The organism is Acetobacter oryzoeni (genome assembly GCF_004014775.2).
Taxonomy (GTDB): Bacteria; Pseudomonadota; Alphaproteobacteria; order Acetobacterales; family Acetobacteraceae; genus Acetobacter; species Acetobacter oryzoeni.
Genome location: NZ_CP042810.1, coordinates 53474 through 74602, shown reverse-complemented (window position 1 = coordinate 74602; position 21129 = coordinate 53474). Strand labels below are relative to the sequence as shown.

Here is a 21129-nt window from a genome sequence, read left to right as displayed (position 1 = left end):
TTGTGTTCGGTAAGCGCTCGTCCACGAATACAAGGTGGTCGTGGATAAGAAATTCGTAAGCGTTCGGATGTCGCACATTCGTATTTAATTTGAGAGCGGCTACGGACATGATCTAGCCGTTCGGTCCACCCTACCGATTGGCCAGGTCAGCACAGTTGCTTGCCAGCTTCTCCGTAGAGATCGTATCAGCCAGTCGGGGGGGGGTAAACAGAAGGTCCGACTACGGTTCATCCGAACGGGCAACCGGACACGCCAAGACAGCCGTCATGCCGTCGAAGCAATATGGTAGAATCACCATTACGTGGGTCAGTCCGAGAGGGTAATGACGATTTTCCCAACATGACTGCCAGTCATGAGATGGTCAAATGCCTCCCTTGCCCGAGCAAAGGGAAACACACTGTCGATCACAGGCTTCAGGCCGGAAGCGGTCCATGCACGCACAAGATCTTCCAGCATAGGCCTATCACCCACAGCGACAGAACGGACGACTGCACCGCTCCCTTTGAGATGGAAATAGTCAATTCCCGGATTGTCACTACTCAGGAACCCGACCAGCACAACCTCTCCACCCCAGCGAACAGCATCGAGAGACTGATTGATCGTCGCAGGACCGCCGACTTCAACGACACAGTCCACGCCTGTTCTACCAGTGATGTCATCCTTGATGTATCGGCCCCAGTTCGGAATATCCCTGTAATTGACAATATGATCTGCTCCCAATGCCTTCAGCCGTTCGGCCTTTTCCCCACTGGACGTCGTTGAGATCACGGTCGCTCCCACGGCTTTGGCAAGCTGCACCGCAAACATCGAAACACCGCCTGTTCCAAGGGTCAGGACTGTCTGTCCGGCTCGCATGGGGAGGGCGCCCGACAGAGCGTTCCAAGCCGTCACGGCAGCACAGGGCAGTGTGGCCCCTTCCTCAAATGAGACCTTCTCCGGAAGAGGCACCACCGCTTCCTGTGAGACGACCTTGTATTCAGTCAGCCAGCCATCCGAACCGGTACCGTAGCTTTCCAGCATCAAACCTGTCGGCGGTCTGCCGCCCAGCCAGCGAGCATGAAAGCTGCTGACAATCCGATCTCCCGGGCGGAAAACCGTCACGTCTTCGCCGACACTGACGATTTCCCCCGCAGCATCGCTGCATGGGATAAGCCCTGACTCCGCTGGCCAGACATAGCGACCGAGAGTGGGTGCAATATCACGATAATTCAGGGAAACAGCACGCACCTTTACAAGAACTTCTCCGCGCTGCGGTGCGGGCATCGGTTCACTGTGCACGGAAAGGTCACTGAGAGAAGAGAGGGCGTCGAAGCGCCACGCGCGCATGGACATGGCAGGTGTTTCCTTCAGCCAGGGGTGAAGCCGAGACCGCTGTTGCGCCTTTCTCTGTGCTACAGTGCTGTCGTCGTGACAAGAACGCACAAAAAAGTTTAATACCCACCAAAAGGTAACCATGCCCGATTCAGATATGAAAACCATCTACAATGCACGTCCCCGTTCCAGCTCGGCCGCCGATATGCAGTGCGCTATTCGCATTCTCGAAGGACGGTGGAAGATGATGATTCTGGCCTGGCTTTTTGAGGGGCCGGTCATGCGTTTTTCAGACCTGCAAAGAGCCATACCGGATATTTCACAGAAAATGCTGATCCAGCAGCTTCGTGCACTGGAGCAGGAAAAGGTCATTTTCCGCACGGTCCACGCACAAGTTCCGCCTAAAGTCGAATATGGCCTGACGGACATTGGCAAAGCGCTCGGTCCGGTTTTCATAGCCCTACTGGACTGGGCTGATCTGAGACGTGCAGCTAAAGCGTCCGATTCATAGCCGTTCAACGATCGCAAGGCAGGTCCGGTTTCGGAAACATGCTCGTGGCCATGTAGCGTCGGGGATGAGGCGACTACAGCCTGTCCGCTTGCTCCATCAAACGGAAAATTCGTTCCGTTCCAAAGGACGAAAAGCTGCACGGAAGAAAGGTTATCGAAAGATAGCCTGTGTGGTAGGGTTCTGCTTCAAGAAATAGGGATTTTTCTGAAATATGAAATTGCGGCAACTTGGTAAGAGCGGCCCTCAGGTATCCGAAATCGGTCTTGGGTGTATGAGCATGTCCGGCATGTATGGTCCGGCTGATCGGAAAGAAAGCATCGCTACCATCCATGCCGCGCTGGACGCTGGGATCACGCTTCTCGACACCGGCGATTTTTATGGCATGGGCCATAACGAAATGCTGATCGGTGAGGCGATCAAGGATATTCCTCGCGACAGATTCCTCGTCAGCGTCAAGTTTGGTGCGATGCGCGACCCGGGTGGCAACTGGGGCTCCTACGACGCACGGCCTGCTGCCATGAAAAACTTCCTAGCCTATACCCTGCAACGGCTCGGGCTTGATCATGTCGACATCTACCGGCCTGCACGGCTGGACCCGGCTGTGCCTATCGAGGATACGATTGGCGCCATCGCCGAGATGGTTCAGGCGGGTTATGTCCGGCATATCGGTCTTTCGGAAGTTGGCCCGGAAACCATCCGGCGCGCGGCTTCCGTCCACCCAATCAGTGACCTTCAGATTGAATATTCGCTGATTTCGCGTGGCATTGAGGACAAAATTCTTCCTGCCTGTCGTGAACTCGGTATCGGCATAACAGCCTACGGCGTGCTCGCGCGTGGTCTGATCAGCGGGCATTGGCAGGGAGCAAAGGGACCGGGGGATTTTCGGGTTCGTAGCCCTCGCTTTCAGGAAGGCAATGTCGAGCGCAATTTGGCTCTTGTGGAGACCTTGCGCGAAATTGCGGCATCCAAGGGCGCTAGCGTGGCTCAGTTGGCAATTGCCTGGGTGGCCGCACAGGGTGACGACATCGTGCCACTTGTAGGAGCTCGCCGACGCGATCGGCTCTCCGAGGCGCTGGGTGCGCTTGATCTTGTGCTGACGCCTGAGGATCTGGTTGCTATCGAACAGGCTGTTCCCAAAGGGGCTGCGGCCGGGGAACGCTACGATCCGAAACAGATGGCAGTACTCGACAGCGAGAAATCTGGGGCCGTCGAAGGCTAAAAGTAAGATAGGGTCGGTGCAGGTATCTGACCTGCCCGGTTCTCATCTTTACTACCCACAATGGTGGCATTTTTCAGCCACTTCCTGATCGGTCGATACTGATACTTACGTCCGCTTTTCGGAACTTAGCATGATGCTAATTGCGTCCGTCATGAGGCGAAAGCTGTAAGTCCGCATTGCATACGGCAAGCGGACAGGCTGCTCACGCCCTCATGTCGGACATAGAGACTGCAGTGAAGTCCATATTAAGCAGACATTCTACATCGAAAACTGCTGCATGGCGTAGAGACCTAAAAGTCCCATTCATCATCGTTACGGTTGTTAGACAACAGTACCCTAATTATGGTTTGAGAGATTTCACTACGATGGATAAAATCTCTCTTTTCGACAAAAATTGAATAAAACACAGATTTATTTTGAAGGTTTTGTACTCGGAAGAAATATAGTCAGTAATCCGACCAGAGGCAGGAAAGAGCATAGATGATAAACAAAATCTATACCATGACTGTCTGCCAGACTGCCGAGAATGGCTGCTGCAATACCCCCGACACCAAAAATCAGACCGAAGAACATCCCCGAAATCAGGCCGGTCCGACCAGGAATGAGTTCCTGAGCATACACGACGATTGCCGGAAACGCCGAGGCCAGCACGACACCGATAATCACGCTCAGAACGATCGTTGCGCCAAGCCCAACATAGGGCAATGCCAACGTGAAAGGCAGAATGCCGAGGATTGAGAACCAGATAACGACCTTGCGGCCCAATCTGTCACCAATAGGTCCCCCCGCAACCGTGCCAGTGGCGACGGCGGCAAAAAAGACAAACTGGCAAAGCTGGGCGTTTCGGATTGCCAGATGGAAATGATGCATCAGGTAAAACGTATAATAATTGGTGATGCTGGCAAGATATATGTATTTTGAGAAAATCAACGCTACCAGTACAGCCATTGCGCGCCATACGTGAGCTACCGTGATGTGGGCAGGGAGCGGACGTGGTTTATTGGCGTTTAAGCGTGCCTTGCCGTTTTCTTTGTACCATTGACCCAGCCGCGTCATAATAAAAACGCCGCCAAGAGCCACGATGGCTATCCAGGCTAATCCATGCTGTCCACGCGGCAGGACAAAATAGGCGGCAACCAAAGGACCGAGAGCCGATCCGAAATTACCACCCACTTGAAACAGGGATTGCGCCAATCCGTGCGCACCACCAGATGCAAGCCGTGCGATCCGCGAAGATTCCGGATGAAAAATTGAGGAACCGAGCCCCAACATAGCCGCACCAGCGAGCAGGCCCGTGTAATTTGGTGCGAAGGCCAGCATGACCAATCCAAGCAAGGATGCGATCATGGCAAAAGGCAGAGAATAAGGCTTTGGGTGCTTGTCGGTATAAAAACCGATCAACGGCTGCAAAATAGACGCCGTAAGCTGATAAACCAAAGTAAGAAGTCCAACTTCAGCAAAGGATAGATTGAAGTTTCCACGCAATATTGGATATATGGCCGGAAGAAGTGCCTGCATCATATCATTCAGCAGGTGACAAAAACTTGCCGCACCTAGTATTGTGAACTCTGTCGATGGCGCGACAGGACGTTCCAGCGTCGTCTCACTCACGGGATGGCCCTCTTTATTATAGAAAGATTGTATTTTCGCCTTTGTCGTTGTAATTCCACTTTCAGTGGCCTGCCACCTCACACGGGTCATGAAATTACGAGAGTGGGCCACGATGCGAGACTTATCCGTCGATATTCTACACTCGACGCCACATGGCATGGTAGCTTTAGGAAATGATTATCCAGATGGTCATGTCATTCCCCGCCACGAACATCGGCATGGACAACTGATTTTCGGAGCATCCGGTACACTGATCCTGTCAACACAGGCTACGACCTGGGTCATGCCACCTCAACGGGGATTATGGATACCCCCGGCCACCCCACATGACGTCCAGATGCTCGGGAAGGTCAGCCTCCAGAGTATCTTTGTCGCCCCAGAATTAACCGATGGTTTGCCACAGAGTTGTCAGGTGGTGGAAATCGGCTCTTTTTTGCAGGCTCTGATCGGCCGTGCCGTAGATCTGCCTGCCGAAAATGAATCAGCGGACGGTACAATCGCTCTGATGAATCTCATTCGGTGTGAGATGCAATCACTGACAACTTTACCGTTATCCCTGCCATTCCCAGATCACAAAAGGTTAGCATCTCTCTGCCGGAGATTCCTGATCCATCCCGACATTCACGATACAATTGATGACTGGTGTCAGTCACTTCGCATAAGCCGCCGCACTTTTACACGCCTGTTTCGGCGTGAGACCGGCCTTTCCTTTGTAGAATGGCGGCAGCAGGCATGTCTGGTTGCTGCCCTGCCCCGTCTTACAGCAGGAGAGTCCGTTACGGCTGTGGCGCTTGCTCTAGGGTATGATAATCCTGCGGCCTTCACGACAATGTTCCGACAACGGCTGGGTACGTCACCTCGCCATTATCTTAACCAGCGTCGGTAATCCGTTGTCCAGAATTTCATCAATCTCGGAATGAAATGATGTCACGTGTTAAAATATATTAGTTTCAGACTGTATTTTTAATACTAATGGATTTACAGCCGCCTTTAATTGAATCCAGAGATACTGCACAATCGAAAAAGTATCCTTAGTCAGGCTACAATGGGCCTCTTCTCTTAAATAGGTTGCAGGGCCGCCCATTTCACCCACGCCTATATCGTGAAAAAGATCCGTTCGATGTCCGCTTTGGGGGGAAAGCAGAATGTCTGTTAATCGACCAAGCAAGCTGGAAAGTAACCTCGCGACATCGTAAGTTACCCCAAGGCTTGTGAACAATGAGATTTGCATCAAAGTGATTACGAATAAAGAATCTGTAAAAATTGTCGAATGGTTGGAAAAAAGATGGATAAAGACAAAAATCCGAAATAGAAAATCCACCAAAATTCCTTCATCACAGATGTGTAAAATTTCATCAGTGTTTATTTTATTGCTACTTAGGAGGAAATATTATCCATATCATTGTGGTTGGAATTTGTGTGGCGGTTCAGGACCATGGATGCTACAGTCATCTTTACGTCTGAAAATTCTACAAGATGGAGGTTACTGTTTCCATAGTAACTGGGTAGAGCATTTTTGGATTCAGAAAAATAACATGATTATAGATTTAACTTCTGACCAATTTTTTTCCTCTAAAAATAGACAATATATTATAGATTCAAAGTCTATGTACTTCCGGACTCATTATAACGACACTGCCAGCGATCTAGAAAAGAGGAGTATACTATCAAAGCTCCAAAATGATCGTCTAGTGGCTAAATGGGTAAGAGAAGCTGAGGATGCAAAATTATTAGAATAATTATTCCAAATATTGCACTCAATTCATGCGGAATAAGATTCGTTTATTCGGCTTGTGAAATTCGGCACGGCGCAGTTTTATGAAAATTCAATTCTAGAACAGTGCAATATTTGCGCTTAGGCAGTCGCCTTAGTAAGCGACTGCCACCTGTCTGCCGCAATTCATAAAGCAGATAGGCGGTTTGGCAGGAAAACAGAAAGTGCGGTTGGCGATTTTGTATTTGGTTATGAAAATAAATGGCCATTCCAAAATCACAAATGGCAAACGATAGTTTAGGTAGCTCCCACATGTAATTTTTGATGCTGAATGATATAAATGCGTCCCAAGCAACTTCCGTGTCTGTTTTAAAGTTAAAGAAGCGAAAATGAGCAACACTAATTGGATAAGTGTACCCGAAGCCGGAGACAATCATAACGGGTGGACGGGACGAATCTGGCCTGAAGGTGAAGGTATCCGAAGGTGGCGGTTTGAGGCAATTCGAGCTGTTAAATCCCACGGCATATATGATCAGGGCGTTTTTGGGAGTGTACGTCCCGTATCGGTGGCGCTGGACTATCAGCAGCCCTCGACTCTTATTCGACCAATTGTGTCGTCGGTTGATCCGGGAAAAATCGGCAGCCTCCACCCAGAAATGCGGACCAAAATTGCGGGCACGTTCCAAGGGCTCCTAACTGGTTGTGCCATAGATGACGAGCATGAAGCGATGTTTTCGGGACTGGGTTTCGAATCCAGCGCCTTCCGATCATGGTATGGAAACCCTCGGATCAAAGACGTTGTGGATGACAAATACCAACTTAAGTCTGTCGAAGTGGCGCCTAATGAGGAAAAAACATTCGAGGTGCCTGACTTTGGCACTGTCGAAGCATTTAAAGGCACGAGTTTTCACAATGGACCAAACTCGTCCAAACTGATTCCGCAATCAGTCTTTAGATTGAAATTTACAGCACTTCGGTCTCTGGATGAGAGTATAGATGTTTGCTTAGGTCTCGAATTGGTCTTCGGATTTCTCGCTGGGTTCCGCCCAAAGTTACCTATATTCTGTCTTTGGCTGCCCACAGACGGGACTAGCATGCGACGAAGTCAAGATCCAAAACTCGATCTCGGAGGAGTACATTTCCGCGATGAGGAGCCTCCACATCCACTTAACCGCATTCACGGATGTGGCTGGGATGAGGTTGGTTTGGAGGAAGTGATAAGCGCCTATTTGAAGGCTCCTCGTGACCTTGTGAACCGGATTCATGCGGTCCAACTAGGACGATGGTTTGCTACCAATCTTAATGACAAATTTTCAGCTGTGATGCCGACTTTCGAAGAGTATCTTCAGTCACGTTTCAAAAACGAAGAAGAAGAGAATTTCCTTCACTCCCAACGGATTTTCTTTGATTATATCGATGCCTCTGCCGATCCAGAAATTGCACAGTTTTCTAAAAAGCATATTCAAGTTAAATCTTCGAAAGCACCGTCACTTGTAACCTTACTTAATCGAGCTATTAATACCCTACGCGATTCAGGTTTTAGGTTTGACGAGACGCTTCCGCGCCGTATTGCGAAGCGGCGTGCAACGATGTTTCACTCGGCCCCAATAATGAATGATGATGATGTTCAAGCATTCTACGAAGAAACTCGCGCCGTTACATTTATGCTAATGTTGTTCACGCTGAAGGATTTTGGCGTTAGTCTTGAACGTCTATCAAAAGCGTATCAGCCTCTCGCTACATTTGATGATTTTCTCCCAGATTACCCTTTGCCGAGCTTTCCCTCTTCAAGCCAAGATGGAGTTGGTCAATAATCGATAAGCCTCATTTAGGCAGTGGTTCTGTTCGCAAATGTTAGGTCGTGCCATGCTCGCATGCGATGTAACTCGTCAGTTTTGCCCGTCCCCAGTTCGCCTAGGGACGGCGCTAAGCAAACCATGTCTGGTTTCCGGACGGTATGGAATTCGTTCCAATGACCGACATGAGGCGTAAGCGGAATGTCTGGATCTGTCCGCGTTGTTGTCGGAACTTCTGCTTGATTGGCAGATTTATCATTAACTTCTGCATTTTTATCGCGATTAAGTGGTTTTTTTTGGCGGCAAAAACGGCAGTCAGCTGCGGTGTCGAAATTCCTTAATTAAGTTAGTCAATACTCCGATATTTCAGCACGTTATTGATTCCCTTAATTAGGCGAATATTCCTTATTAATGCGAAAAGTATCTTTAATTATGTTAAAGATTGCATCGACCTTTTTGTAAGGGGATAGTCTGCTTACGCCTCATCTCTGTCATTCAACAAAGCATTATGCTTTTCCAATAGCGGACCATGCGCGGTTTTCCTTGACGCACAGCGCCGGAGAGGCCAGCGGTACAGTATGGATACAATCAGCCTACTTTCTCTGCTGCTGTCTCTCTCGGCAGCCTTCAGCATTCTCAATCACCACACGCTTCGCCTGCCTGTCACGATTGGTGTTCTGGTCTTTTCATTGCTAGCGTCACTGCTGGTCATGATCCTGAATCCGCTGATCCCGGCCTATGATCTTCTGGCTCTCCCACGATCTGTACTCGGAGCCATCAATCTGCCTGCTGCACTTCTGAATGGTGCGCTATCGCTTCTTCTGTTTGCCGGAGCCATGCAGGTCGATGTCGGGCATCTGCGCGCCAGGCTGGCATCGGTAACGGCTCTCTCCATTATGGGAACCGTTCTGGCCGTCGCTTTTCTTGCGATCACGGCGTGGTACGTCTTTCCTCTTCTGGGCCACGCCATTCCCTTCGCATGGTGCATCGTGCTGGGTGCCATCCTCGCACCCACTGACCCGGTTTCGGTCGTAGGCATGCTGAAGCGTCTAGGCCTGCCGGGGCCGCTTCAGGCCGTTTTCGCTGGCGAGAGTCTGTTCAACGACGGCGTAGGGGTTGTCATTTTCGGTGTGACGATCGGACTGGCGACCGGAGACAGTCAGGGCGTAACTGCCTCGGAGATCGCGTTCAGCTTCTGTCGTGAGGCAGTTGGTGGTGGTCTGTTGGGTGCACTGACCGGATGGATCGCGCTTCGTGTGCTCAAGGCGCAGCGGGATCCGCATATTGATCTGTTGACATCGCTGGCACTTGCGACCGGGACCTTCAGCATAGCTAACCAGCTTAGCATGTCAGGCGCGATCGCTGTCGTCGTGGCTGGTCTTTGTTTCGGAACACGTTACAGCCACTCCATTTTCGATGAAGCCTCACGCAAGGAACTCGACATCGCCTGGAACCTCATCGACGAGGTACTGAACGTCCTGCTGTTCATGCTCATCGGCTTTGAAATTCTGGAAATCACGCCGCATCTGTTTACGGTTCTGGCGACGCTTGCCGTGATCCCGCTCTCCATTGCAGTACGGGCACTGAGCGTGCTGTTCTCGACCCTTCCGGTCCATCTCCGGCAATGGGAACGGGGCCGTGTTCTTGGCATCCTGACCTGGGGCGGCCTGCGTGGGGGCATCTCGGTCTCACTGGCGCTAGGTCTACCGCCCGGAGAATTGCGCAACCTGCTGCTGCCGGTCTGCTATGGTGTGGTGGTGTTCACCATCATCGTGCAGGGTCTGACCATGGAACGGGTCGCCCGAAAGCTCTATCCGTCATCCGTATCTCGGCCGCAGTAATGTCGTCCTCCCTTCTTCCCGTCTCGGTTTCCGCTCGGCGGGTTCTCATTCTCGGTCTTGTCGCAGGCTATGTGGATGCCCTGAGTTTCGTCGATCTGGGCGGTGTCTTTGCAGGCGCGATGACCGGGAACACCACGCATATGGGCGCTTCGTTTATCAGTGGGAGCTGGCAGCACGGCCTGATTCTGGTCGGTGTGCTGGGCGTATTTTTCCTTGCCGCCATCCTCTCCGGCCTGATGCGGCTGTTATGGTCGCCAGCTTATGGGGTCATGGTGATGACGATCTTCATGGTTCTGGCGCAGATCGTGCATGGATCGTCCCTGCGTTACTGGGGAGAATTTCTCGTCCTGCCAGCACTTCTGGCCGTTCAGGGCGAAACGATCGCGAAATTCTCCGGCACACCCATGCCCACGATCGTCGTGACGACAAACCTGTTGAAAGCCGCATCGGGAATTGCGGAATGGGTGGCGTCATATCTTGCGCCGGACAGGAATACTCGCCCTGTCGCCGGAAGCATTTTTCTACCGCTGCTTTCGTGGGCGGCTTTTCTGGCTGGCGTGATGGCTGGCGTGATGGCCGCCGCCACGGGGCTGGTTTTACACGGCAGTTTTCCGTTCCTCTGGCCTGTCCCTTTCCTTGTTTTCCTATACCGGGACATCTGGAAAAGGGAGTGTGCCGGGCAAGACGATAATTGAAAACCCTGTTCGGCAGGCCCGGATCAGACGCGGGACGTAACGCGTTTATGGATGCGGATATGCCTCTCTGTCAGGTCGGGTTTTTATGCCTGACAGCCGACATTCGGCTTGCCCCCCACAAAAAACTGTCAATGACGTCTCGAAACCTGACAGCACATATAGGTCATACAACGTTATTATTTTGTCTTTCATATCCTGAATTTGAATTGCAATTTGATGAAAAAATTTACGCAAAATAGTGGTAATTGTGGTAACAGTGGGTGGAAACTTCCGTACATTGCTTGGCTTCTTTTCACACGAGAATGCGATGCGACAGACAAAACCGTCAATCACTTCTGTTAGTGAAGATGTTTGGTCAAGAGCATCCCATCGACATGCACTGCTGCGTGGATTGTTGGAGGAAAATCAAAGAAATCATCTTTCAGTCAAATTAGTCGCAAGCGACCTGGGTATCAGTGTTCAACACACTTACCGCCTTCTGAAAAAACTACGTGAGGAACAAACCACAGCGAGTTTGCTCCCATTACCTCGTGGGCCTCGTGTCGGGAACAGACGCTTAGCCGTAAATATAGAAAAAATAATCGAAGAAGTGATAAAGAAGATATATTTTAAACGTGAAAAACCGACATTGAAACAGGTCCATCGATATATAGAGTGTGAATGCCAAAAATCAGGTTTCAATGTGCCGTCCATGAAAGCTGTTCGATCACGTGTTGCAGCTTGCAATTCAAAAACACTTATCAGGAAACGCGAAGGAAAAACGGCGACTGAAGCTGCGTTTCATCAGATTCAAGGAGGTCTCGAAGCAGAAAGGCCCTTGGATATCGTTCAGATTGACCATACCAAGGTTGATCTCATGCTAGTCGACGATGTTACTCGTGCGAGCATCGGTCGACCTTGGCTAACACTGGTGATGGATATTCATACGCGTATGGTTCTGGGGTTTCTTCTGTCCCTCGAAGCTCCCAGCACCACTTCAGTCGCGCTTGCCCTTACACAGGCGGTTCTCCCCAAAGATTCCTGGCGTGCGGAGCGTCTGATTGAAAACAGTTGGCCAACGTGTGGGCTTCCTCGTTGCATTCATGTCGATAATGGAGCGGAGTTTCATGGTCGTTCTTTTGAGCGTGGTTGTGAGCAACATGGCATTCAGATTGCTTATCGACCGCCCGCTACTCCACGTTATGGTGGACACATAGAACGTTTGATGGGGTCGTTTGCGGGAGGGGGCGAAATCCTACGCTAAGCTGAGAACGCGCTTCCCATAATCCCTGAGCTCGCCCTTCGGTCCGACATATCTGTATAGAGTGACGCGCTCGATCCCGAGTTCCTTGCACAGATCGGAAACAGACGTGTCGCGCTGCGCCATGGCGGCCTGGGCGAGACGCACCTGTGCTTTGGTCAGGGCGAATTTTCGCCCTCCCTTTCGTCCGCGCGCTCTGGCTGCGGCAAGGCCAGCCATGGTGCGCTCGCGGATCAGATCCCGCTCGAACTCGGCCAGAGTGGCAAAGATACCGAACACCATGCGGCCGGATGCGGTCGTGGTGTCGATCTGAGCGCCTTTTCCGGTCAGCACACGCAGGCCGATCCTGCGGTCTGACAGATCCTTCACGGTGTTGACCAGGTGGGCGAGCGAGCGCCCGAGGCGATCGAGTTTCCAGACCACCAGCACATCGCCGTCGCGCAAGGATTTGAGGCATGCAGCTAAGCCGGGCCGATCATCGCGGCTACCGGATGCACGATCATCATAAATATTACCTGGCTCGATACCGGCGGCACGCAGGGCGTCGTGCTGGAGGTCGAGGGATTGGGAACCATCGGCTTTGGAGACGCGGGCATATCCGATCAGCATGTTTCTTAAACGTTGGTTTGAAGCGGTGACGAACATGAGCACATAAGCTTGCACTATTGTGTATCTTAACCAGCATCGCAATCAAACTATCTCAAACCTTACCTTGGAAAGAATAAGGAGCATGTATGCCGCGTCGCGTGACCCTGACCGATCGACAGCGCGAGGCGCTGTTTCACTTACCGGTCGATCAAGGTGATCTGCTGCGGCACTATACCCTTAGCGATGAGGATCTCGGGCATATCCGCCAGCGCCGGCGCGCCCACAACCGTTTCGGCTTCGCGCTGCAACTGTGCGTCCTGCGCTACCCGGGCCGGGTACTCACCCCTGGCGAGCTGATCCCGGCACAGGTATCGGATTTCATCGCGGCCCAGCTCGGGCTGAGCCGTGACGATCTACTCCTCTATGCCGCGCGCGAGGAGACCCGGCATGAGCATCTGGCGGACCTACGCCGGATCTACGGCTATCGCTCCTTTTCGGGGCGGGGCGCACGGGATTTGCGCGATTGGATCGCTCGGGAAGCCGAGGCGGCGACATCGAATGAGGATCTTGCCCGTCGCTTCGTTGCAGAGTGTCGCCGCACCCGCACAATCCTTCCCGGTTTCTCAACGATTGAGCGCCTTTGTGCCGATGCACTGGTCAAGGCCGAACGCAGGATCGAAGATCGTATCGCCCATCGCATAACACCAGCCCTGAGCGAGAATTTGGCTCATCTGTTAGAGAATACGGTGGATGGTCGCATCACCCGCTTCGTATGGCTGCGACAGTTCGAAGTTGGCGCAAATTCGGCGGCGGCCAATCGGCTGATGGATCGACTGGAATATCTCCACAAGTTCGATCTTCCGGCAGATTTGCTGGACGGCGTTCCCGCGCATCGTGTGACCCGCCTTCGCCGGCAGGGCGAGCGCTATTACGCCGACGGCATGCGCGATCTGCCCGAAGGCAGGCGGCTTGCAATCCTCGCTGTCTGCACCATGGAATGGCGGTCATCTCTGGCTGATGTCATCGTGGAGACCCACGATCGCATCGTAGGCCGTCTCTATCGGGTCTCCGAACGCCTTTGCAGCACCAAGATCGCCGACGAAAAGGCGGCCGTTCGGGACACGCTGAAGTCTTTTGCTGAAATCGGTGGTGCTTTGCTTGGAGCGCAGGACGATGGCGCATCCCTGGACGGGATAATCACCACCGGTCCAGGCTGGGAACGGTTCAGAACCCTTGTCGCCACGGCCTCTGCGTTGACCAATGTGCTCGCTGCCGACCCGCTCAGCCGTGTGCTGGACGGCTATCATCGCTTCCGCCTCTATGCGCCCAGGATGCTGCGCCTGCTCGACATGCAGGCGGCGCCGATTGCCAAGCCTCTTCTGACGGCTATCGCGCTGCTACAGAGCGGGATCAAATCCGATCCTCCTATGGATTTTCTACGTCCCAACTCCAAATGGCATCGCCATCTTCGCGCTGCGCCCGCCGGCGACTACCGACTTTGGGAAATCGCGGTGCTGTTCCATATCCGCGACGCTTTCCGGTCCGGCGATATATGGCTGGCAAAATCGCGCCGCTATGGCGACCTCAAGCAGATCCTGGTCCCGCCACAGGCGATAGAGCAGACCGCGCGGTTCGCTGTGCCGCTGCAACCCGGCGAATGGCTTGCCGAGCGCAGGGCTCGACTGGATACACAACTGAAGGCGCTTGGCCGCGCGGCGCGAACCGGTACGATCCCAGGCGGCATCATCGAGAACGGCAAGCTGCACATCGACAAGCTGAAGGCTGACACACCCGAAGGCACTGAGGATCTCGTACTCGATCTCTATCAACAGCTCCCGTCCACGAGGATCACCGATTTGTTGCTGGAAGTCGATGAGCGAACCGGATTCTCCGAGGCTTTCACGCATCTGCGCACTGGCGTGCCTTGCCGCGACCATATCGGCCTGATGAACGTGTTGTTGGCGGAAGGCGTCAATCTTGGTCTACGCAAGATGGCAGCGGCGACCAATACGCACAGCTTCTGGGAATTGCTGCGGATCGCACGCTGGCATGTCGAAGGCAGCGCCTATGATCGGGCGCTCGCCATGATCGTGGAAGCCCATGCCGCTCTGCCTATGTCCGCCTTCTGGGGACAAGGGAAATCCGCATCCAGCGACGGGCAGTTCTTCCTTGCTACCGAGCAGGGCGAAGCGATGAATCTGATCAACGCGAAATATGGCAACGTCCCAGGCCTCAAGGGATACAGCCATGTGTCCGATCAATATGCACCCTTCGCTACCCAGGTCATCCCAGCAACGGTCAGCGAGGCACCTTATATACTCGATGGGCTGCTCATGAATGACGCAGGCCGCCGCGTCCGCCAGCATTTTGCCGACACGGGTGGCTTTACCGATCATGTGTTCGCCGCCAGCTCCTTGCTCGGCTACAGGTTCGCACCGCGTATCCGAGATCTCTCTCAGAAAAGACTCTATGCCTTCACGCCCAACGCGACGCCCGCCAATGTGCGAGCGCTGGTTGGCGGCAAAATCAATGAACCGCTCATCGAGCGCAACTGGCCCGACATCCTGCGCGTCACGGCAACGATCGCAGCGGGCATCGTCGCCCCCAGCCAGATTCTTCGCAAGCTCGCTTCCTACCCGCGCCAGAATGAGCTGGCCCTCGCATTGCGGGAGATCGGTCGCATCGAGCGCACCCTGTTCATGATCGACTGGATTCTCGACGCCGGTCTCCAGCGCCAGGCTCAGATCGGTCTCAACAAGGGCGAGGCCCATCATGCCCTCAAGCGCGCCATCAGCTTCCATCGTCGAGGTGAGATACGCGACCGCTCAGGCGAAGGGCAGCACTATCGTATTGCCGGCATGAACCTGCTCGCCGCCATCATCATCTTCTGGAACACCATGAAACTCGGGGAGGTCGTGGACAGACGCGCCGTGGACGGCATCATCATCCCGCCTGATCTCCTCGCCCATGTCTCACCGCTGGGATGGGAACACATCAACCTCACCGGCGAATATCGCTGGCCTAAATCCTTAGCGTAGGATTTCGCCCCCTCCCGCAAACGACCCCTTGATGGGCACGCTGATGCACCGCATTCAAGCATTGCCAGGCACCACATTTTCGAATGTTGTGGAGAGAGGGAATTACCGCTCTGAAGAGCGTGCATGTCTGTCATTTCGGGAGTTCGAACGCATATTGGCGCTGGAAGTGCTTGGTCCGTATCATAATGAAATTCATCGCGGCCTTGGTCAGCCTCCTATAGCAAAATGGACGTCAAGCATCGAAACAGCTGTTTTCCGACATCCTTTGGATTCCCAGGCCTTTCTTCTTGATTTTCTTCCCTACGAAATACGGGTGATACGACGCGATGGTGTTCGGTTATTCAATATCCAATACCAGGATGGAGGTCTTGCACATCTGCTTGGACGTCCCGATACGCGTCTGCGAGTGAAATACGATCCCCGTAATCTCTCGTCTGTTTATGTCGAACTGCCAGACGGCGACCATGTCAGGGTTCCTTACGCAGATTTGCGTCGGGAACCTATTACTCTGTGGGAACATCGTAATGCGGTCCGGTGTCTGAAAGATGAGGGACGTCGCAGTGTAGATGAAACCTCAATCTTCGCCGCCATCCGGGAGCAACGGGCAATTCTCGACGAAGCTCGTGGTCAGAGCCGCAAGGCACGCAGAAATGTTGTCCGTCGTGAAATCGCCCAGAGGTGCGCTGATAGCCCGTCAGAACCGAACCAAAGTCAATTTCCTGCGGGAAAAGCAGAAGACGATGTCGACCGCATCCCGATGCCGCCTCCAGGCGCTCATAGCGGTGTGGAGATCTGGTAATCATGTGCCGTGCAGAATGGTCGCATCTCCCAGAAGACGTGAGACCACTTGCTGCATTGGGGAACGAAGAGAGGATCCGCCACATCCGCGCCAAGCGTTGGGTGGATTATCCACACGCTGATCGTGTACTGAGGCGCCTCAACGAGATTTATGTCCAGCCACGTTCAGAGCGTATGGAAAATATGCTTCTGATCGGTCAGAGCGGTATGGGGAAAACGACGCTCGTCAGAAAATTTGAACGCACTCACACTGTCAGACTTGAGAACAACGGGACGTGCCGTCTACATCCCATCGTCGTCATGCTGATGCCACATGACCCAACAGGGCCTCGCTTTTTTTCGCAGCTGCTCAAAGCAATCGGCGTTCCTGCAATCGACAATTTCGAGACAACAGCACCACGTGAGTCAACGGTTCTGCGCGTGTTGACCGAGGTGCAGGCCAAAGTCATCGTCATTGACGAGTTGAATTCTGTTTTGGCAGGTACGGCCCGCCAGCAACGACTGTTTCTGCAATTGCTGCGCTGGTTGTCGAACGAATTGCGGGTTGCTCTGATAGGGATCGGTGTGCCGGAAACACGGCATGCTCTGCTGTCTGATGACCAGTTACGAAATCGTTTTATGAATCTGGAATTACCAACATGGGAAAATGGTGACGATTTCAGTCATTTTGTAACAAGATTGGTCTGGAGCCTGCCTTTGCGAGAGCCATCTCCAGTTGACTCCCGGCGGTTAATGCAGATGCTGGTTGGGCGCACAGGAGGCATTACTCTGGGGACATGCAAGGCGATTGAACGTGCTGCAATCAGAGCTATTCGTTCAGGCACCGAGCGTCTTGATTATCAGGCTTTTGAGCATGAAGAGGTATGGGATGGTATTGAAGCGCCTGTAATAATGGGAGGACATCGACGGAAATCCCGTCGTGGGTAAAGAGGGGGCACCGTCATCCCTTCCGCTCGTCCCATTTCCACACAGGGCAGAGGCGTTTTCCTCATGGCTATCCAGATTAGCCGCCCGCTACGATCTCCATGCTGACCATCTTGCTCTTCATGCCGGATACCCTCTCCGAGGAGCGCGAGAACTGGACTGCTACCTGTTGCCTCAGGCGGACTGTGCTCTTGCACTCATGACCGGCCTGTCACAACGTTCAATCAGGACAATGCGCTGTGGAATGCCACAAAGGCGTCTTTGGGTTCGAGATCATCATGTCTGGTGTCGAGAGTGTGTACGGGAAGCTCTGCTAGAGGGAGATGAGCCTTGGGAGCGGCGATCATGGCGAACGGGAGCGACGGTGACCTGTGAACGTCATCGGCGAGTTCTGGAAGAAGCCTGTCCACGGTGCAATAAAATAGGCAAGGGGTGTCTTTTTCTCAGTGACAAAGGTCGGGTACAGCCGCTGTGCGCCGTCAAAGGTGATAAAATCAATTTGTGGGGGGATGCATTAGATGATCAGCTTCCCTGGGGTCTGACGATAGACAGAACAATCTCCCGGTGCGTGAACGCTCTAAGCATTGATCTCTGTCGCAGTCTTGTCGGGCAGACACTTCGCGCACAATGGCGTGGAGTCAGCAGGGAACGTCGTCTGACGACAATTATTGAAGAGCTTACGCTGATTACCCTGATCACGATTGATTATCTCCCGAGACCTCAACCGCCGCTTTACTGGATGCTGGAGCAGTCAGACTGGAAAGCCGCTTTCCATTATACGCCGGCCATGCTGCCAACTTCGCTGGCAACCGGCATCATCATGCTGGCTTCGGTAGTATTGTCCGATCATCAGTTTTTTGAAGACAGGGTTTTCTGGGATCCTTCAGAATGTCAGGTTGCCTGTGAACCACTCACGCCAGAGACTTATGTGATGTGGCTGCATCCAAAAGTAAGATCATGGGGACGACAGATCATCAGTGCACCATTTGGTGTGTAACCTAATTAAGGAATTTTTTCACCTAATTAAGGTTGTTTTTTCGGTGCTCAACCGGCGCGGAAACGGGGATTCTCCTAATTAAGGGTTTTCGACAAACCCTTGCTTTTCCGTGCGCCCGCCTACTTGCGATAAGTGGAATTATCGCAAGTAGATATGGGGAAGGGGTGCAATTTTCGAAAAAACACGTTTTTTGAAGTTAATGGCTTTATAGAGTAAATTAAATAGAAGCTCACCGTTGAATATTGCACCATTACGAGACCGCTTATCTGTCTCATTTATCGTATCAATGGAGTTCAGCTTTTCTCCGCAAGTTGATTTCAGGAGCAATAGAATTTGAGAGCATTTACAAGATCTGTTCCATGTTCGCCGATAAGTTTGCTATCAATACGATCAGTACGTGGACTTCGGCGGTTACCTTGTAACGGAAACCCACAATCCCGCCCTTCCTACTCGACCAAACGGCTAGAATAGGCCAAAATGCGGCGCTAATTTATTGTCATATTAAGGCTTTAGTTTCATGCCACGCGGTCGTCCACGTAAAAACCCTGATGATGCCTCTGCTCCTAAGAAAACTACCAAAGCACGCAAGGCCAAGGCAGCGACCGCGACGCTGGGCTTTGAACAGCAGATGTTTCTGGCGGCTGACAAGCTGCGCAAGAACCTTGAACCCTCAGATTACAAACATGTGGCCCTTGGCCTGATCTTCCTACGCTACATCTCCACTGCGTTTGAAGCCCGGCATGCCAAACTGATGCTGGAAGACCCGGCAGCAGCGGAAGATCCTGACGAATATTTGGCCGAAAATATCTTCTGGGTGCCGGAGACGGCTCGGTGGTCTCATCTCAAGGACAATGCCCGCTCGCCAAATATTGGCAAGATGATTGATGAGGCCATGCTGGCCATCGAGAAAGCCAACCCGGAACAGCTCAAAGGCGTGCTACCCAAGGATTACGGACGCCCTGCCCTTGATACCGTCATGCTGGGTGAGCTGATCGACCTGATCTCCGATATCGGCATGGGCGATACGGACGATAAGGCACGAGACGTGCTGGGCCGGGTGTATGAATACTTCCTTGGTGGTTTTGCCGGAGCCGAAGGCAAGCGTGGGGGTGAGTTCTACACGCCTTCCAGCGTGGTGCGCACGCTGGTTTCCATGCTTGAACCCTATAAGGGCCGGGTATACGACCCCTGCTGTGGGTCTGGTGGTATGTTCGTGCAGTCCGAACGCTTTGTGGAAACCCATGGCGGTAAGCTGGGTGATATTGCCATTTATGGGCAGGAGAGCAACCACACCACTTGGCGTCTGGCCCGTATGAACCTTGCCGTGCGGGGTATTGGCGCGGACATTCACTGGAACAATGAGGGCAGCTTTCTACGCGATGAGCTGAAAGACCTGCGCTTTGACTATATTCTGGCTAATCCGCCGTTTAACGTGTCGGACTGGTGGAATGCCTCGCTGGAGGAAGATCCGCGCTGGCAGTATGGCAAGCCGCCTGCGGGCAATGCCAACTATGCGTGGCTTCAGCATATCCTATGGCATCTGGCCCCTGATGGTACCGCTGGCGTGGTGCTGGCCAATGGCTCCATGTCCTCTAACCAGAATAGCGAGGGCGAAATCCGCCGCCGAATGGTGAAAGCCGATGTGGTGGACTGCATGGTAGCCCTGCCGGGTCAGCTTTTTTATTCTACCCAGATTCCCGCCTGCCTGTGGTTTCTCACCCGCACCAAGAAGCAAAAAGGCTGGCGAGACCGGCGCGGGGAAATCCTGTTTATTGACGCCCGCAAGCTGGGCAAGCTTGTGGACCGCACCCGCCGGGAACTGACAGACGAGGACGTGGCCCGTATCGCCGACACCTACCACGCATGGCGTGGAGAAAAAAACGCAGGCACATATGAAGACATTCCGGGCTTCTGCAAATCTGCCACGCTGGAAGAGGTGGAACAGCACGGTTTTGTGCTGACACCGGGCCGCTACGTGGGAGCAGAGGAAACCGAAGAAGACAGCTTACCGTTTACCGAACGCTTTGCGGCCCTTGAGAAGACCCTGAAAGAGCAGTTTGGCCAAGCTGAAGAACTGAACACTAAAATTACTGCCTCCCTGAAGTTGATTGTGCAGAAGGAGAGTGCATGATGCTCTATCTCACCCCTCTGAAATGCGCACTTGACCGGCTGAAGGAAGGCTGGACCCGCCATCTTGCTCAGCCAGATGATGAGCAGCTGCGGGACGGTCTGATCCAGCGTTTCGAGTTGACCTATGAACTCAGCCACAAGACCCTGAAACGCTTTCTGGAAGCCAATTCAGCCTCCCCCGACGAATATGACCGCATGGGCTTTCCGGACATGATCCGCTCCGCCAATGAGGCTGGACTGCTCAAAAGCGCATGGCCCCAATGGAGCGTATTCCGCAAAATGCGCAACCTGACCAGCCATACTTACAACGAGGCCACGGCCAAACAGGTTGTCGCCACCATTCCAGACTTTATAGCAGAAGCCGAGTTTCTGCTGGCAACGCTGAAAGAACGCATAGCGTGACAGGGCAGATTGACATCACGCCCAAAGAGCGGGCCATTGTGCTGCAGATACTCAACGAGATTGTACCCGACCGTGAAGTCCGGGCGTTTGGCTCGCGTGTGACAGGCAAGGCCAAACCGTTTTCTGACCATGATCTGGCGATTATGGGTGATAAATCTTTGCCTTTGGAGACGCGGGCACGACTGGAAGAAGCTTTCTCTGAGGCAGAACTGCCGTGGAAAGTGGATATACTGGACTGGTTTTTGACTGATGAAATTTTCCAAGTTAAAATTAAAACTTATTCTTTAAAATTTTAGATTTATCGAGAATCTCTG

Annotated in this window: 18 protein-coding genes and 1 pseudogene; 16 read left to right on the top strand and 3 right to left on the bottom strand. The window is 52.9% G+C overall.

What is annotated here, in order from left to right; all coding sequences use genetic code 11:
* Positions 1 to 306 precede the first annotated feature (306 nt).
* Complete coding sequence (locus EOV40_RS14515) at positions 307 to 1332, bottom strand: zinc-dependent alcohol dehydrogenase family protein (RefSeq protein ID WP_128106454.1); 1026 nt, start codon at positions 1330 to 1332, stop codon at positions 307 to 309.
* A 121-nt stretch (positions 1333 to 1453) separates the two neighbouring features.
* Between EOV40_RS14515 and EOV40_RS14510 the strand changes: the two genes are divergently transcribed.
* Together EOV40_RS14510 and EOV40_RS14505 are read left to right on the top strand one after the other, a co-directional pair.
* On the top strand, positions 1454 to 1822 hold the full coding sequence (locus tag EOV40_RS14510) for a winged helix-turn-helix transcriptional regulator (RefSeq protein WP_124306749.1): 369 nt from the start codon (positions 1454 to 1456) through the stop codon (positions 1820 to 1822).
* A gap of 211 nt (positions 1823 to 2033) precedes the next feature.
* A complete protein-coding gene (locus tag EOV40_RS14505) occupies positions 2034 to 3041 on the top strand; it encodes an aldo/keto reductase (protein WP_128106453.1) in 1008 nt (335 codons plus the stop codon).
* Positions 3042 to 3452: 411 nt separating this feature from the next.
* Here EOV40_RS14505 and EOV40_RS14500 read toward each other — a convergent pair whose 3' ends face one another.
* The gene (locus EOV40_RS14500; protein WP_244297065.1) at positions 3453 to 4652 is read right to left on the bottom strand and encodes an MFS transporter; all 1200 of its coding nucleotides are present in this window, start codon (positions 4650 to 4652) and stop codon (positions 3453 to 3455) included.
* 88 nt (positions 4653 to 4740) lie between these two features.
* Between EOV40_RS14500 and EOV40_RS14495 the strand changes: the two genes are divergently transcribed.
* From EOV40_RS14495 to EOV40_RS14470, 6 genes are all read left to right on the top strand, one after another.
* Positions 4741 to 5538, top strand: coding sequence for an AraC family transcriptional regulator (locus EOV40_RS14495; protein WP_408740522.1), 798 nt, complete (start codon positions 4741 to 4743; stop codon positions 5536 to 5538).
* Between the two features lie 349 nt (positions 5539 to 5887).
* Complete coding sequence (locus EOV40_RS14490; protein ID WP_147748160.1) at positions 5888 to 6391, top strand: hypothetical protein; 504 nt, start codon at positions 5888 to 5890, stop codon at positions 6389 to 6391.
* Between the two features lie 364 nt (positions 6392 to 6755).
* Positions 6756 to 8180, top strand: a complete 1425-nt coding sequence (locus tag EOV40_RS14485) for a hypothetical protein (protein WP_128106450.1) — start codon at positions 6756 to 6758, stop codon at positions 8178 to 8180.
* A gap of 560 nt (positions 8181 to 8740) precedes the next feature.
* Positions 8741 to 10003 (top strand): cation:proton antiporter, encoded by a 1263-nt coding sequence (locus EOV40_RS14480; protein ID WP_128106449.1) that lies wholly within the window; start codon positions 8741 to 8743, stop codon positions 10001 to 10003.
* Complete coding sequence (locus EOV40_RS14475) at positions 10003 to 10698, top strand: YoaK family protein (protein WP_128106448.1); 696 nt, start codon at positions 10003 to 10005, stop codon at positions 10696 to 10698. Before EOV40_RS14480 ends, EOV40_RS14475 begins: the two co-directional genes overlap by 1 nt.
* Before the next feature lie 247 nt (positions 10699 to 10945).
* Positions 10946 to 11941: a DNA-binding domain-containing protein gene (locus EOV40_RS14470; protein ID WP_244297081.1), complete on the top strand. Its 996-nt coding sequence runs from the start codon at positions 10946 to 10948 to the stop codon at positions 11939 to 11941.
* Here the strand turns inward: EOV40_RS14470 and EOV40_RS14465 are convergent.
* Positions 11933 to 12547, bottom strand: coding sequence for a recombinase family protein (locus EOV40_RS14465; RefSeq protein WP_010512305.1), 615 nt, complete (start codon positions 12545 to 12547; stop codon positions 11933 to 11935). The genes EOV40_RS14470 and EOV40_RS14465 overlap by 9 nt on opposite strands.
* Positions 12548 to 12672: 125 nt before the next feature.
* On the opposite strand from EOV40_RS14465, the gene EOV40_RS14460 reads away from it, so the two are divergent.
* From EOV40_RS14460 to EOV40_RS14430, 8 genes and pseudogenes are all read left to right on the top strand, one after another.
* Positions 12673 to 15564 (top strand): Tn3 family transposase, encoded by a 2892-nt coding sequence (locus EOV40_RS14460; protein ID WP_099542122.1) that lies wholly within the window; start codon positions 12673 to 12675, stop codon positions 15562 to 15564.
* Positions 15565 to 15595: 31 nt separating this feature from the next.
* Positions 15596 to 16363 carry a Mu transposase C-terminal domain-containing protein gene (locus EOV40_RS14455; RefSeq protein WP_244297080.1) on the top strand — a complete coding sequence of 256 codons (768 nt, stop codon included), beginning with the start codon at positions 15596 to 15598 and terminating at the stop codon, positions 16361 to 16363.
* Between the two features lie 2 nt (positions 16364 to 16365).
* A complete protein-coding gene (locus EOV40_RS14450; RefSeq protein ID WP_026019360.1) occupies positions 16366 to 17289 on the top strand; it encodes a TniB family NTP-binding protein in 924 nt (307 codons plus the stop codon).
* Positions 17282 to 17620: pseudogene (locus EOV40_RS15420) on the top strand (TniQ family protein); the annotation flags it as partial. The gene EOV40_RS14450 and the pseudogene EOV40_RS15420, both read left to right, overlap by 8 nt.
* A 234-nt stretch (positions 17621 to 17854) precedes the next feature.
* The gene (locus tag EOV40_RS15415; protein ID WP_230455052.1) at positions 17855 to 18283 is read left to right on the top strand and encodes a hypothetical protein; all 429 of its coding nucleotides are present in this window, start codon (positions 17855 to 17857) and stop codon (positions 18281 to 18283) included.
* Positions 18284 to 18800: 517 nt separating this feature from the next.
* Entirely contained in the window at positions 18801 to 20414 is a 1614-nt protein-coding gene (locus EOV40_RS14440) for a class I SAM-dependent DNA methyltransferase (protein WP_128106447.1), read from the top strand.
* On the top strand, positions 20414 to 20815 hold the full coding sequence (locus EOV40_RS14435; RefSeq protein ID WP_128106488.1) for an HI0074 family nucleotidyltransferase substrate-binding subunit: 402 nt from the start codon (positions 20414 to 20416) through the stop codon (positions 20813 to 20815). Before EOV40_RS14440 ends, EOV40_RS14435 begins: the two co-directional genes overlap by 1 nt.
* Complete coding sequence (locus EOV40_RS14430) at positions 20812 to 21111, top strand: nucleotidyltransferase domain-containing protein (protein WP_128106446.1); 300 nt, start codon at positions 20812 to 20814, stop codon at positions 21109 to 21111. The genes EOV40_RS14435 and EOV40_RS14430 overlap by 4 nt, the downstream gene beginning before the upstream one ends.
* The last annotated feature ends 18 nt before the right edge of the window (positions 21112 to 21129 follow it).